This window comes from Streptomyces sp. NPDC007164, from assembly GCF_040634135.1.
Taxonomy (GTDB): domain Bacteria; phylum Actinomycetota; class Actinomycetes; order Streptomycetales; family Streptomycetaceae; genus Streptomyces; species Streptomyces sanglieri.
This window is the reverse complement of the sequence record NZ_JBEYFB010000007.1, coordinates 226969-239071: the sequence shown is the minus strand read 5'-3', so window position 1 is coordinate 239071 and position 12103 is coordinate 226969. Positions and strand designations below refer to the sequence as shown.

11 protein-coding genes are annotated in these 12103 nt (G+C 70.7%); 2 read left to right on the top strand and 9 right to left on the bottom strand.

Annotated features, from left to right (window positions below; translation table 11 throughout):
• Positions 1–457 precede the first annotated feature (457 nt).
• Positions 458–1465, bottom strand: a complete 1008-nt coding sequence (locus ABZ622_RS13655; RefSeq protein WP_360542614.1) for a stage II sporulation protein M — start codon at positions 1463–1465, stop codon at positions 458–460.
• A 120-nt stretch (positions 1466–1585) separates the two neighbouring features.
• Between ABZ622_RS13655 and ABZ622_RS13650 the strand changes: the two genes are divergently transcribed.
• The gene (locus ABZ622_RS13650) at positions 1586–2542 is read left to right on the top strand and encodes an RDD family protein (RefSeq protein WP_360542612.1); all 957 of its coding nucleotides are present in this window, start codon (positions 1586–1588) and stop codon (positions 2540–2542) included.
• On the opposite strand, the gene ABZ622_RS13645 is transcribed toward ABZ622_RS13650, so the two are convergent.
• The 8 genes from ABZ622_RS13645 to ABZ622_RS13610 form a co-directional block, all read right to left on the bottom strand.
• Positions 2539–3150: a hypothetical protein gene (locus ABZ622_RS13645; RefSeq protein ID WP_360542610.1), complete on the bottom strand. Its 612-nt coding sequence runs from the start codon at positions 3148–3150 to the stop codon at positions 2539–2541. The genes ABZ622_RS13650 and ABZ622_RS13645 overlap by 4 nt on opposite strands.
• A gap of 188 nt (positions 3151–3338) precedes the next feature.
• Positions 3339–4796 (bottom strand): adenosylhomocysteinase, encoded by a 1458-nt coding sequence (gene ahcY, locus ABZ622_RS13640; protein ID WP_360542608.1) that lies wholly within the window; start codon positions 4794–4796, stop codon positions 3339–3341.
• Positions 4797–5220: 424 nt separating this feature from the next.
• Positions 5221–6249, bottom strand: a complete 1029-nt coding sequence (locus ABZ622_RS13635; protein ID WP_360542606.1) for a cation diffusion facilitator family transporter — start codon at positions 6247–6249, stop codon at positions 5221–5223.
• Positions 6250–6336: 87 nt separating this feature from the next.
• The gene (gene manA / locus ABZ622_RS13630; protein WP_360542604.1) at positions 6337–7578 is read right to left on the bottom strand and encodes a mannose-6-phosphate isomerase, class I; all 1242 of its coding nucleotides are present in this window, start codon (positions 7576–7578) and stop codon (positions 6337–6339) included.
• Between the two features lie 114 nt (positions 7579–7692).
• Positions 7693–8829, bottom strand: a complete 1137-nt coding sequence (locus tag ABZ622_RS13625; RefSeq protein WP_360542602.1) for an SIS domain-containing protein — start codon at positions 8827–8829, stop codon at positions 7693–7695.
• A 61-nt stretch (positions 8830–8890) separates the two neighbouring features.
• A complete protein-coding gene (locus ABZ622_RS13620; RefSeq protein ID WP_342284866.1) occupies positions 8891–9073 on the bottom strand; it encodes a Trm112 family protein in 183 nt (60 codons plus the stop codon).
• A 297-nt stretch (positions 9074–9370) separates the two neighbouring features.
• Complete coding sequence (locus ABZ622_RS13615) at positions 9371–10750, bottom strand: phosphomannomutase/phosphoglucomutase (protein ID WP_360542600.1); 1380 nt, start codon at positions 10748–10750, stop codon at positions 9371–9373.
• A gap of 86 nt (positions 10751–10836) precedes the next feature.
• On the bottom strand, positions 10837–11214 hold the full coding sequence (locus ABZ622_RS13610) for a DUF3499 domain-containing protein (RefSeq protein WP_360542595.1): 378 nt from the start codon (positions 11212–11214) through the stop codon (positions 10837–10839).
• A 322-nt stretch (positions 11215–11536) separates the two neighbouring features.
• Here ABZ622_RS13610 and ABZ622_RS13605 point away from each other — a divergent pair, with 322 nt between their 5' ends.
• Complete coding sequence (locus tag ABZ622_RS13605; RefSeq protein WP_360542593.1) at positions 11537–11965, top strand: metallopeptidase family protein; 429 nt, start codon at positions 11537–11539, stop codon at positions 11963–11965.
• Positions 11966–12103 lie beyond the last annotated feature (138 nt).

Genomic DNA, 12103 nt, shown 5'->3' with positions numbered 1-12103 from the left:
GGGGCTTTCCTCCGGGCTTTTCCCTTCGGTCTTGCGTTTCCGACTCTATCAGACTCTTTCGTGTCCGATTCCCGGTCGAAGCGGGATCCTGCTTTTCGCTTTCCAGTTCTTCGCTTTCGCGTTTCCCTTTCCGGCGGTTCCAACCCTACCAGACTCTTTTTCGTTCCGTTTCCGGTTCGAATTTGAATTCTGGTGACCGTTGGAGCGGTCTTTGCCTCTCGGCTGATTCGACTTTATCAGAAAGATTCGGCCGAAAAATCGGCTTCGCGATCCGAAGTAAGGGAATCGATGGCCCCGCGGAAATTCAATTCCCGGCGAGAGCGAAGTAGAGACTAACTGCTGGGCCCGGACTTGTCCAGTCCGAGGCAACCGTTAAAATCTACCTCCCCATGTCGGCCATGTCAATGGCTTTTTGGGGCGAGGAGGAGACTAGCAGGTCAGAGGGGTCGTCCGCACATCAGGCGGCCACCGGAAGTTCGGCGCTTCGTTCCGTGGGGTCGACGTCGCCGCCGTCCCCGGCTCGCGCTGCTCGGCCGCCCAGGATGTAGACGTAGGCGAGGAAGGCCGCCTCGGCCACGATGCCGATGGTGATGCGTCCCCAGGTCGGGAGGCCCGAGGGGGTGACGAAGCCTTCGATCAGGCCGGAGACGAACAGGACCAGGGCGAGGCCGATGGCCATGCCGATCGCGGCCCGGCCCTGCTGGGCGAGGGCCGAGCGCCGGCTCATCGGGCCCGGGTCGATGACGGTCCAGCCGAGGCGCAGGCCCGTACCCGCGGCGACGAAGACGGCGGTGAGTTCGAGCAGGCCGTGCGGGAGGATCAGCCCGAGGAAGGTGTCGAGCCGGCCGGCCGAGGACATCAGGCCGATGCCGACACCGAGGTTGAGCACGTTGATGAAGAGGATCCAGATCACCGGGATGCAGAGGAACGCTCCCAGGACCAGGCACATGGCTGCGGCCTGGGCGTTGTTCGTCCATACCTGGGCCGCGAACGATGCGGCCGGGTGGCTGGAGTAGTACGTCTCGTACTCCCCGCCCGGACTGGTCATGCGGCGGAGGTCCTCCGGGGCCGCGATGGCCGACTGGACCTCCGGATGCGCGCCGATCCACCAGCCGATGACTGCGGCCAGCAATGTCGAGAGGACCGCGGTGGGTATCCACCAACGCCTGGAGCGGTAGACGGCGGCGGGGAATCCGGCCGTGAGAAAGCGGGTGGCGTCGCGCCAGGATGCTCGGCGGGTGCCGGTGACCGTGGCTCGGGCACGGGCCACGAGCTGGGTGAGGCGTGCCGTAAGAATCGGGTCCGGGGTGCTGGACTGGAGGAGCGAGAGATGGGTGGCCGTGCGCTGGTAGAGCTCGACGAGTTCGTCGGCTTCCGTGCCGGTGAGCCGGCGCCCTCGGTGCAGGAGATGGTCCAGGCGGTCCCACTCTGCGCGGTGGGCGGTCACGAAGACATCGAGATCCATGGTCGGCTGCTGCTCCAGGCATGGGTGCGTACGGGTTCGTACTACGGCGGCGCGCTGCCGGTCAGCTTGGCAGACTGAGGCCCCGAGGGGCAGGGATGGTCGGCGAAGGGTGGGGCGGCGATGAATGAGCTCGTGACCGGGGACGCGGTCGTGTTGGGGCTGCGGCCGGCGAAATTGCCGAGCCGGGCGCTGGCACTGGCCATCGATCTTGCCGTGGTGGGGGCGGCGTTCGTCCTGGTGTCGATCGGGCTGGCCATCGCGACGGCGTCGCTGGACGACGCGGCGCTCGCGGCGGTGTCCGTGGCGGCGTTCCTGCTGGTACTGGTGGGTGGGCCCATCGCGGTGGAGACGCTGAGCCACGGGCGTTCGCTCGGGAAGCTGGCGTGCGGGCTGCGGGTGGTGCGGGACGACGGGGGGCCGATCCGGTTCCGGCATGCGCTGGTGCGGGGGGCCATCGGGGTCGTGGAGATTCTGATGACGTTCGGGGTTGTCGCGTGTAGCGCCTCGCTGGTGTCGGCGCGGGGGCGGCGGCTCGGTGATGTGTTCGCGGGGACGCTCGTCGTACGGGAGCGGATGCCCGCGGGGCGGGCCGCCGCCGTGCCGCCTCCGCCGCCGTGGCTCGTCGGGCGGTTCGCGGGGCTTGATCTGTCGGCGGTGCCGGAATCTCTGTGGCTGGCGGTTCGGCAGTACCTGACCCGTATGCATCAGCTCGATGCGCAGGTGGGGTGGTCGATGGCGGAACGGCTGGCCGGGGAGTTGGCGGAGCGGACCGGAGTGCCGGTGCCCGAGGGGGTGCCGGCCGGGGCGTATCTGGCAGCGGTGGTGAACGAGCGGCAGGCGCGGGATGCGCGGCGGGTGTTCGCCGCCGCCCAGGATTCGGCTGCACGTGATGGTCATGGTGACCGTGATGGACGTGATGGCCGTGGTGGTTCCGCGGGGCAGGCCGGTCGGCCGGGGGGTGGCGTTGTGGTCGGTGGGGCTCCGGTGGGTGGTGGAGCTGGGGTGGCTGTGCCGGCTGTGGGGGATGAGGAGAGTCGGGTGCCGCCTGCTGCCACGGGGTTCGCACCGCCCGCCTAGAACGACGAGGGCGGGGACTCCAGGTCTTCGAGCTCGATGCCTGGGGCCGAGACGACCACGTCGCCGGCGATGTGGACGGTGTGCTGCTCACCGGTGTCCAGTGCGCTGACCTGGTATTCGTCCACGGTCAGAGGGCCGTTGTCAGTGGTGTGCGCTTCACTGTTCACCAGGGCCCAGGACTGGTCGACGGTGCGGGGGGCGAGGACCGGGTCCGTGAAGGCGACCAGGCGGACGCGGGTCGCGGGGGAATCGGGGGTGAGTCTCAGCAGTCGTGCGGTCGCGACGAGGAACGCGGGGGAAGTGCCGGTGAAGGCGTGGGCGCGCACATTGCCTTCGGTGGCATGGGTTCCGGTCGGGTCGGTACGGACCCAGGTGACGCCTTCGAGGGCGGCGCCGCGGACCTGCCAGCTTGCGGCGTGGAGTTCGAGGCGGATGGGTCGGCCCAGCTCGTCGAGGGTGAGGTCGACCGATCCGAGGTGGTCACCGGAAGGGGCGGTGGTACGGGAGAGGTAGCGCCAGCCGGAGGGGCCTGGTGCGCATTGGAAGTGTTCTTCGCCGAGGGGGGTGTGATCGTGAAGATCGTGGAGCGAATATCGGCCGCGGGGCATGGGGTCCTTCGGGGTTCCTCGGGCTGAGCGGGTGGCGCTTTACGGGGCAGGCCCCCGACACGGGGGTGCGGGGGCCTGCGCTCGTAGCTGCTCTTGCTTCTGCTGCTACTGCTGAAGCTGTTCCGTCTGTCGGCGGCCGCCGGTCGTCACTGACCGGTGGTGACGTGGGCGGTCGCCGACGGGCGGGATCAGTAGCGGTAGTGGTCGGGCTTGTACGGGCCGTCGACCTCGACACCGATGTACGCGGCCTGCTCGGGGCGGAGCGTCGTGAGCCTCACGCCGAGCGCGTCGAGGTGGAGACGGGCGACCTTCTCGTCCAGGTGCTTGGGCAGCACGTAGACATCGGTCGGGTACTCCTCGGGCTTGGTGAACAGCTCGATCTGGGCCAGGGTCTGGTCCGCGAACGAGTTGGACATGACGAACGAGGGGTGGCCGGTGGCGTTGCCCAGGTTCAGCAGGCGGCCCTCGGACAGCACGATGAGGACCCTGCCGTCGGGGAACGTCCAGGTGTGGACCTGCGGCTTGACCTCGTCCTTGACGATGCCGTCGATCTGCGCCAGACCGGCCATGTCGATCTCGTTGTCGAAGTGGCCGATGTTTCCGACGATGGCCTGGTGCTTCATCTTGGCCATGTCGGCGGCCATGATGATGTCCTTGTTGCCCGTCGTGGTGACAAAGATGTCGGCCTGGCCGACGACGTCGTCGAGCGTGGCGACCTGGTAGCCGTCCATCGCCGCCTGCAGGGCGCAGATCGGGTCGATCTCCGTGACGATGACCCGGGCGCCCTGGCCGCGCAGGGACTCCGCGCAGCCCTTGCCCACGTCGCCGTAGCCACAGACGACGGCGGTCTTGCCGCCGATCAGGACGTCCGTGGCGCGGTTGATGCCGTCGATCAACGAGTGGCGGCAGCCGTACTTGTTGTCGAACTTGGACTTGGTGACGGCGTCGTTGACGTTGATCGCCGGGAAGAGGAGGGTGCCGTCGCGGTGCATCTCGTACAGCCGGTGCACACCGGTCGTGGTCTCCTCGGTGACGCCGCGGATCTCGGACGCCAGCTGGGTCCACTTCTGCGGGGCCTCGCCGAGGGTGCGGTTCAGCAGGGTGAGGATGTGGGCGTACTCCTCGCTGTCCGCGGTCGACGGGTCCGGGGCGGCACCGGCCTTCTCGAACTCGACGCCCTTGTGGACGAGGAGGGTGGCGTCACCACCGTCGTCGAGGATCATGTTCGGGCCGCCGGTGGGGGTGTTCGGCCAGGTCAGGGCCTGCTCCGTGCACCACCAGTACTCCTCCAGCGTCTCGCCCTTCCAGGCGAAGACCGGGACGCCCGCGGGGGCTTCCGGGGTGCCGTTCGGGCCGACGGCGATGGCCGCGGCGGCGTGGTCCTGGGTGGAGAAGATGTTGCAGGAGGCCCAGCGGACCTCGGCGCCGAGGGCGACCAGGGTCTCGATCAGCACGGCGGTCTGCACGGTCATGTGCAGCGAGCCGGTGATGCGGGCGCCGGCCAGCGGCTGCGTTGCGGCGTACTCCTTGCGGATCGACATCAGGCCGGGCATCTCGTGCTCGGCGAGGGTGATCTCCTTGCGGCCGAACGTCGCGAGGGAGAGGTCGGCGACCTTGAAGTCCTGTCGATTGGCGACCGTCGTCATAACGGGCTGCTCCTCGTAGATGGGTCGAGGTGGGGCACGGATGGCTCTGCGGCGGCGGGCACACGAATGCCCGGGCGCTCGCAGCGCAGTCCGTCGGAGGCCCTCTCTCCCTCGGCCGGTCCGCTCGTGCGGGCCGATCGACCGCCATCAGCAGCGACGTCTGACACTGCCGTCGAATCTACACCGATCGGCCCAGTCGCTCCCAGTCCGCCCCGGGACGGGAGGTGTCCGGGAGGGCGGGGTGTCGGGGCGGGGGCGGCGCGAGGGGCTAGAGGGGTGAGAGGGGTGAGAACGGGCCGGAGGGCGTATGGGCAGGTGGAAGGTGGGCCGGGGCTGGGCGGGGCGGTGAGGTGCCGGGTGGAGCGGGCGGGCCGAGCGGGCCGAGCGGGCCGAGCGGGCCGCCGAGTGCAGCGGACGGCCGGGATCAGTGGCCGGATTTCTTCAAGGTGTCCGGGGTTTCGTCCCCGGGGCCCTCGGGACCCTCGGGACCCTCGGGAGCGCCGCCCGGGGCCTTGCCGGGGTTGGTGCCGGCCGCTGCGGCTGCCTCGTTGTAGATGTCCGGTTCCAGGTAGATGACCCGGGCGATCGGGACCGCTTCGCGGATCCGGCTCTCGGCGGCGTTGATGGCGTTGGCGACCTCGGTGGCCGTGTCGTCGTGCTGTACCGCGATCTTGGCGGCGACGAGCAGTTCCTCCGGGCCGAGGTGGAGCGTACGCATGTGGATGACGCCGGTGACCGTGTCGCCGTCGACGACGGCGGCCTTGATCCTCTCGACCTGGTCGGTGCCGGCGGCCTCGCCGAGCAGGAGGGACTTCGTCTCGGCGGCGAGCACGATCGCGATGATGATCAGCAGGATGCCGATGCAGAGGGTTCCGATGCCGTCCCAGACGCCGTTGCCGGTCGCGAGGGCCAGGCCGACGCCCGCGAGGGCGAGCACCAGGCCGATCAGCGCGCCGAGGTCCTCCAGCAGTACGACGGGGAGCTCGGGGGCCTTCGCCCGGCGGACGAACTCCCTCCAGGAGAGCGAACCGCGGGTCTGGTTGGACTCCTTGATCGCCGTACGGAAGGAGAAGCCCTCGGCGATGATCGCGAAGACCAGCACGCCGACCGGCCAGTACCAGGCCTCGATCTCGTGCGGGTGCTTGATCTTCTCGTAGCCCTCGTACACCGCGAACATGCCACCGACCGAGAAGAGCACGATGGAGACGAGGAACGCGTAGATGTAGCGCTCGCGGCCGTAGCCGAAGGGGTGCTGGGGGGTGGCCTCGCGCTTGGCCTTCTTGCCGCCGAGCAGCAGCAGGCCCTGGTTGCCCGAGTCGGCGACCGAGTGGACGCTCTCCGCGAGCATCGACGACGAGCCACTGAACAGGAACGCCACGAATTTGGCCACTGCGATCGCGAGGTTGGCGCCGAGTGCCGCCACGATCGCCTTGGTTCCGCCTGACGCACTCATGGGTGCCTGGTGTCCCTTCTTCGGTGCTGCGGCCCTGGCGCCGCGGTACGGCCGGACATTGTTGCAGTCGCTGGTGCGGACGGTACGTCAGACCACCACTGTGGCGCGGAACAGAGTTCCCGTACCGGACACTTCGGTCTTTTCGCCGGATGGTACGAACACGGAGGCGCCGGGGGCGAGGTCGAATTCGCCGGCTTTCGGGGCTCCCCCGGTGCAGAGCAGGATCTGCGGGGCGTCCCTGGTCAGGTCGACGGGGGCGGCGCCGGGCGAGAGGTCGAAGCGGGAGAGCCGGAATTCGTCCACGGGCGTCTCGTACAGTTCCTCGCCGGTCGGCGAGGCCTCGGGGCGCAGGACGCCGGGATCGGTCGCCTCGAAGCGGACGATGCGGAGGAGTTCGGGTACGTCGATGTGCTTGGGCGTGAGTCCGCAGCGCAGCACGTTGTCCGAGTTGGCCATGATCTCCACGCCGAGGCCGTCGAGGTAGGCGTGCGGGACTCCCGCGCCGAGGAACAGGGCCTCGCCGGGCTGGAGCTCGACGTAGTTCAGCAGCATCGCCGCGATGACGCCGGGGTCGCCGGGGAAGTGGTGGGCGATCCGGGCGTACGGGGCGTGGGCGCCGCCGAGGCGTTCGGCGGCTGCCGCGGTCAGGTTCACCGTTTCGGCCATCTCCGCGGGGTCGGCGCCGAGGACCGCGGTGAGGACCTCGCGCAGGGCGGCCTCTTCGGGGTGGGCGCCGAGCAGGTCGACGTACGGCTTGAGGGAGTCGACGCCGAGCGCCGCCATCGCCTCGGCCGCCTCGGTGGGCCGGCGGAAGCCGCACAGGCCGGCGAAGGGGGTGAGCGCGCAGATCAGCTCGGGCTTGTGGTTGGCGTCCTTGTACGTGCGGTGGGGCGCGTCGATCGGGACGGACCGGCGCTCCTCGTCCTCGTAGCCCCGCTTGGCCTGTGCGAGGTCGGGGTGGACCTGGAGGGAGAGCGGGGCGCCGGCGGCGAGCAGTTTGAGGAGGAAGGGGAGGCGGGGGCCGAACTTCTCGACGGTGGCCCGGCCGAGTTCGCGCTCGGGGGCGGCGGCGATGACGTCGGTGAGGGGCTGTTGGGGGGTGGGCTCGCCGGGGCCGGTGTTGGCTGCGGTGTTGGTGTTGGGGGCGGTGCTGAGGTTGGTGCTGGTGCTGGGGGCGGTTATGCGGGTGAGGAGCGAGGGGGCGCCGGGGTGGGCACCCATCCACATCTCGGCCTGGGGTTCGCCGGTGGGGGCGATGCCGAGCAGTTCGGGGATGGCGGTGGTGGAGCCCCAGGCGTAAGGGCGCACGGTGTTGGAGAGCCGGTCCATGGTGTTCGTCCTTGTGAGATGCGTGGATCGGGGGTGCGGTGCTCTGGTGCGGTGCTCTGGTGCGGGGGCGTGGTGCGGTGTTCTGGCTCCGGGCCCTGGTGGCAGGGCCTCTGGTCAGGCGCCGGTTGCCGACGCCAGGGCCACGTAGACGGCGGCGAAGTCGGTGACCGCTAGCAGTTCGGCGAGGGCTTCGAGCTCGGTGCCCTCGTCCGGTTCGAGTTCGCTGATCGCCGTGTCGTGGCCCAGGGCCAGTTCGCGGGCGGCGGGGGCCGCGCTCAGGCCGCCGGTGGGGCGGTCGCGGAGCAGTACGACGCGGGCGTGCAGCGGATCGGGCTCGTCGACCCGGTCTCGGAAGAAGTCGTCGGGGTCGGCCCCGGCGGCGAACGTGCCCGCCAGCATCGCGCCGTGCGCGGGCAGTGCCTCGGGCAGTTCGGCGGCCAGGGCCGGCCGGCCGGACAGCTCGGCCAGGACGGCGGCGAATCTGCGGCCGACGGGAGCGGCGGCTTCGCCCTCGGTCCAGATCAGGGGCAGGCTGTCGGCGAGTTCGGCCGCGAGGGTCTTGGCCGGGTTGCTGTACGTGGCGATGGCCGGACCGCAGCGTTCCGCGGTGCGGTCCAAGCGGTCGGCGACGCTCTGGAGTGCCTCGGCCGGCGCGGTGAGCAGGCCGACCCGGTCGAGCAGGGCGAGCAGCGGGGTGAACAGGGCCCAGAGCGTGCCGGGTCCTGCGGCCGATGTCTCGGCGTCGTACTCGCCGTGCGGGGCGGAGGCCATCGGTACGACGAGTCCGTGCGCCCCGTCGATCGCCTCGCGCAGCGGTGACTGGCGGGGGGTGACGGCGACGACGCTGCAGCCTCGGCGGTACGCCTGCTCGGCGAGGAGGGCGAGGCCCGGCTCGGAGCCGTCGGCCGTGACGATCAGCAGCAGGTCGACGGAGCCGGCCCAGCCGGGCAGGGTCCAGCGCATCGCGCCCGCGGCGGGGGCGACCCCGGTGGGGTGGATGCGGGTGACCGGTGCGGAGGCGCCGGCCAGGGCGGTGATCAGGTCGGCGACGCCGGATGCGGCGGTGCCGGAGCCGGCGACCAGTACGGCGCGGGGGCGGCCCTCCGGGTTCAGTTCGGCGATGCCCGCCTCGGCGGCGTGCCGGGCGGCGGTACGGACCCGGGCCCCGGCTTCGGCGGCGCCGCGGAGCAGGCCGCGGCGGTCGGCTCGGGCCAGGGCTTCCGGGGCGTCGAGCAGCGACTCGTCGAGCATGGGGACGGTCCTCCGATCACCGTGCGGGGTGCGGGGCGGTGGGCGTTTGCACCGTGCGCCGTTACGCGGGGCGGCGGGCCTCGTCGACGAGGAGGACGGGAATGCCGTCCCGTACCGGGTAGGCCAGGGCGCAGTCCTTGCCGGTGCAGACCAGTTCGGGGGTGTCGGCCGCCGACCGGTCTTCGAGCGGGGAGTGACAGGCCGGGCAGGCGAGGATCTCCAGGAGGCCGGCTTCGAGCGGCATGGGGTGGGTCCCTTCGAGCTACGGATCAGGCGACGTCAGCCTACCGCCGGGGGGCGGGGTGGGCCCGGGGGGCCCGGGGGTGGGGGTACGGGGGTACGGGGTTGGGTGCGGGTGCGCCTGCGGCGGGCTGTTCCCCTGCCCGCCCCTTCCCGTAACCGGGGCGCTGCCCCGGACCCCGCTCCTCAAGCGCCGGGGGGGCTGGAAATGGCGGCGGGCAGCCGGTGCCTGGACGGTTGAGGGCGAACCCGGCGCAGAGCCGCCGAGCCCGGAAGTGGTGTTCGGCTGGTTGATGTTCGGCTAGTTCGATGTGTCCGGTGTGCGGATCAGGGTCAGGACCTCGTCGCGTACGGACGCCATCGTCTGTTCGTCGCGGGCTTCCACGTTCAGGCGCAGCAGGGGTTCCGTGTTGGAGGCCCGGAGGTTGAACCACCAGTCGGGGGTCGTGACCGTCAGGCCGTCCAGGTCGTCGGTCGTGGCTCCGGGGCGGGTTTCGAAGGATGCTCGTACCGCCGCCGTGCGGGCCTTCTGGTCGGCGACGGTGGAGTTGATCTCGCCGGAGCCGGCGTAGCGGTCGTACCGGGCGACCAGTTCGGAGAGGGGTGCCCGGCCGCCCCCCAGCGCGGCCAGCACGTGGAGTGCGGCCAGCATGCCCGTGTCGGCGTTCCAGAAGTCGCGGAAGTAGTAGTGCGCGGAGTGTTCGCCGCCGAAGATCGCGCCGTGCTCGGCCATCTCCGCCTTGATGAAGGAGTGGCCCACCCGGGTACGGACCGGGGTGCCGCCGTTCTCGCGGACGACCTCGGGGACCGAGAGCGACGTGATCAGGTTGTGGATGACGGTGCCCTCGCCGCCGTTGCGGGCGAGTTCCCGGGCGGCGACCAGGGCGGTGATCGCGGACGGCGAGATGCCTTCGCCCCGCTCGTCGACGACGAAGCAGCGGTCCGCGTCGCCGTCGAAGGCGAGGCCGAGGTCGGCGCCCTCGGCCACGACCCGGGCCTGGAGGTCGACGAGGTTCTTCGGGTCGAGGGGGTTGGCCTCGTGGTTGGGGAACGTGCCGTCGAGTTCGAAGTACATCGGTACGAGGTCGACGGGCAGGTCCGCGAAGACGGTGGGAACGGTGTGGCCGCCCATGCCGTTGCCCGCGTCGACGACGACCTTCAGCGGCCGGATGGACGTCAGGTCGACCAGGGACAGCAGGTGGGCCGCGTAGTCGGCGAGCGTGTCGCGCCCGGTGACGGTGCCAGGTACGGCGACCGGCTGCGGGGCGCCGGTCTCCGACCACTTCTCGACCAGGGCGCGGATCTCCAGGAGTCCGGTGTCCTGGCCCACGGGTGCGGCGCCCGCCCGGCAGAGCTTGATGCCGTTGTACTGCGCCGGATTGTGGGACGCGGTGAACATCGCGCCGGGCAGGCCCAGGCTGCCCGAGGCGAAGTACAGCTGGTCGGTGGAGCAGAGGCCGATGAGCGTGACGTCCGCGCCGCGCGCCGCGGCTCCGCGCGCGAAGGCTCCCGAGAGGGCGGGCGAGGAGGGCCGCATGTCGTGGCCGATCACGATCGCGTCCGCGTCCGTCACCTCGACGAACGCCGCCCCGAACTGCTCGGCCAGGAATTCGTCCCACTGGTCGGGCACCACTCCGCGCACGTCGTACGCCTTCACGATCTGCGACAGATCAGCAGCCACGGCCGGTCCTCCTGAAATTTCTTCGGACCGCCCAAACTACCCGGCGGCGGCTCGGGCGAGCCGCCGGGCGGGGGCGTACGCGGTGCTCAGGAGTCCGGTGAGCGCAGCACCCGCAGATGGCCGCGGCGTGCGACCTCCATCGGATCGGCCGCGTGCGGGCCGCTGCCCCTGCCGTCCCTGCCGCGGTCCTGCGGCCGCGCCGCTTCCCGTACGGCATTGGCGAGCGCTTCGAGATCGTCGCCGCTGGGGCGGGTGGGGGCTGAGGGGTCGGAGAGCCGGACGACCTCCCAGCCGCGTGGGGCCGTCAGCCGCTCACTGTGCTCGGCGCAGAGGTCGTAGCAGTGGGGCTCGGCGTAGGTGGCGAGCGGGCCGAGGACCGCAGTCGAGTCGGCATAGACGTACGTCAGTGTCGCGACGGCAGGGCGGCCGCACGCGGTGCGCGAACAGCGACGTACAGGGCTCACGATGTTGGACGGTACCGCACTCTTGAGCGGGCTGCGACGACTCTCCCCCGGCTCACCCCACCGTGTCGCCCTGTGTCCGCCGGTACAAACGCGTTCCGGACACTCCGTCCGACCTGCGGAAGGACGGAGAAATCCGGGTCGTACCGGCAACGATTCCGGTCACCACTCGGCACAAAAGCTGTCATACAGCAGGAGATCAACGGTCAGGAGCGGGGCCTGAAACGTGCCCCTGGTTGGCCGGATTGTTCAGGATTGGACATGCCGGTGCCTTGTCGGGGAGCGGCGATCCGTCCGCCCCGCCGAGGGTTACCCTGCGTCAGTGATGGACAGCCCCGTACCGCCGCACCCGTCCGAGCCGCGCCCACGCCGTCGTGACCGTCATGGCCGCGGCATGCGGGGGCCCGTCGCCCCGCCCCAGGTGCCGCTCTCCGCCAGCCGGGCGGAGAACTTCCGCGATCTCGTGCAGGACTCGGTGGAGCGGCTGGAGCGGCGCTGGCCGCAGCTGACCGACGTCGACTTCGTGGTGCTCGATGTGCCGGGTACGCAGGAGGAGACGGTTCCGCTGGGGCAAGCGGTCTCCGCGGAGAAGGGCCGGCCCGCGCAGATCGTGGTCTACCGGCGGCCGGTCGAGATCCGTACCAAGAACCGCGACGAGCGCGCCCTGCTGGTGCACGAGGTCGTGGTGGAACAGGTCGCGGAGCTGCTCGGGCTCGCCCCGGAGTCCGTGGACCCCCGGTACGGGCAGGAGTAGCGGGGCCGAAACAGGGCACGGACGTACGGAAGGGGCCGGTGTTCCGGTCCCGCCCGCACGTCCGTTGCGTCGCCCTCGTCCTGGACTGCGTCGCCCTTGTCCTGGACTGCGTTGTCCTCGTTCTGGGCTGCGTTGTCC

Coding starts and splice junctions, on each gene's coding strand:
- ABZ622_RS13605 (WP_360542593.1), top strand. CDS start 11,537: ATGGACAGCCCCGTACCGCCGCACCCGTCCGAGCCGCGCCCACGCCGT.
- ABZ622_RS13635 (WP_360542606.1), bottom strand. CDS start 6,249: ATGAGTGCGTCAGGCGGAACCAAGGCGATCGTGGCGGCACTCGGCGCC.
- ABZ622_RS13625 (WP_360542602.1), bottom strand. CDS start 8,829: ATGCTCGACGAGTCGCTGCTCGACGCCCCGGAAGCCCTGGCCCGAGCC.
- ABZ622_RS13650 (WP_360542612.1), top strand. CDS start 1,586: ATGAATGAGCTCGTGACCGGGGACGCGGTCGTGTTGGGGCTGCGGCCG.
- ABZ622_RS13620 (WP_342284866.1), bottom strand. CDS start 9,073: ATGCCGCTCGAAGCCGGCCTCCTGGAGATCCTCGCCTGCCCGGCCTGT.
- manA (WP_360542604.1), bottom strand. CDS start 7,578: ATGGACCGGCTCTCCAACACCGTGCGCCCTTACGCCTGGGGCTCCACC.
- ABZ622_RS13655 (WP_360542614.1), bottom strand. CDS start 1,465: ATGGATCTCGATGTCTTCGTGACCGCCCACCGCGCAGAGTGGGACCGC.
- ahcY (WP_360542608.1), bottom strand. CDS start 4,796: ATGACGACGGTCGCCAATCGACAGGACTTCAAGGTCGCCGACCTCTCC.
- ABZ622_RS13645 (WP_360542610.1), bottom strand. CDS start 3,150: ATGCCCCGCGGCCGATATTCGCTCCACGATCTTCACGATCACACCCCC.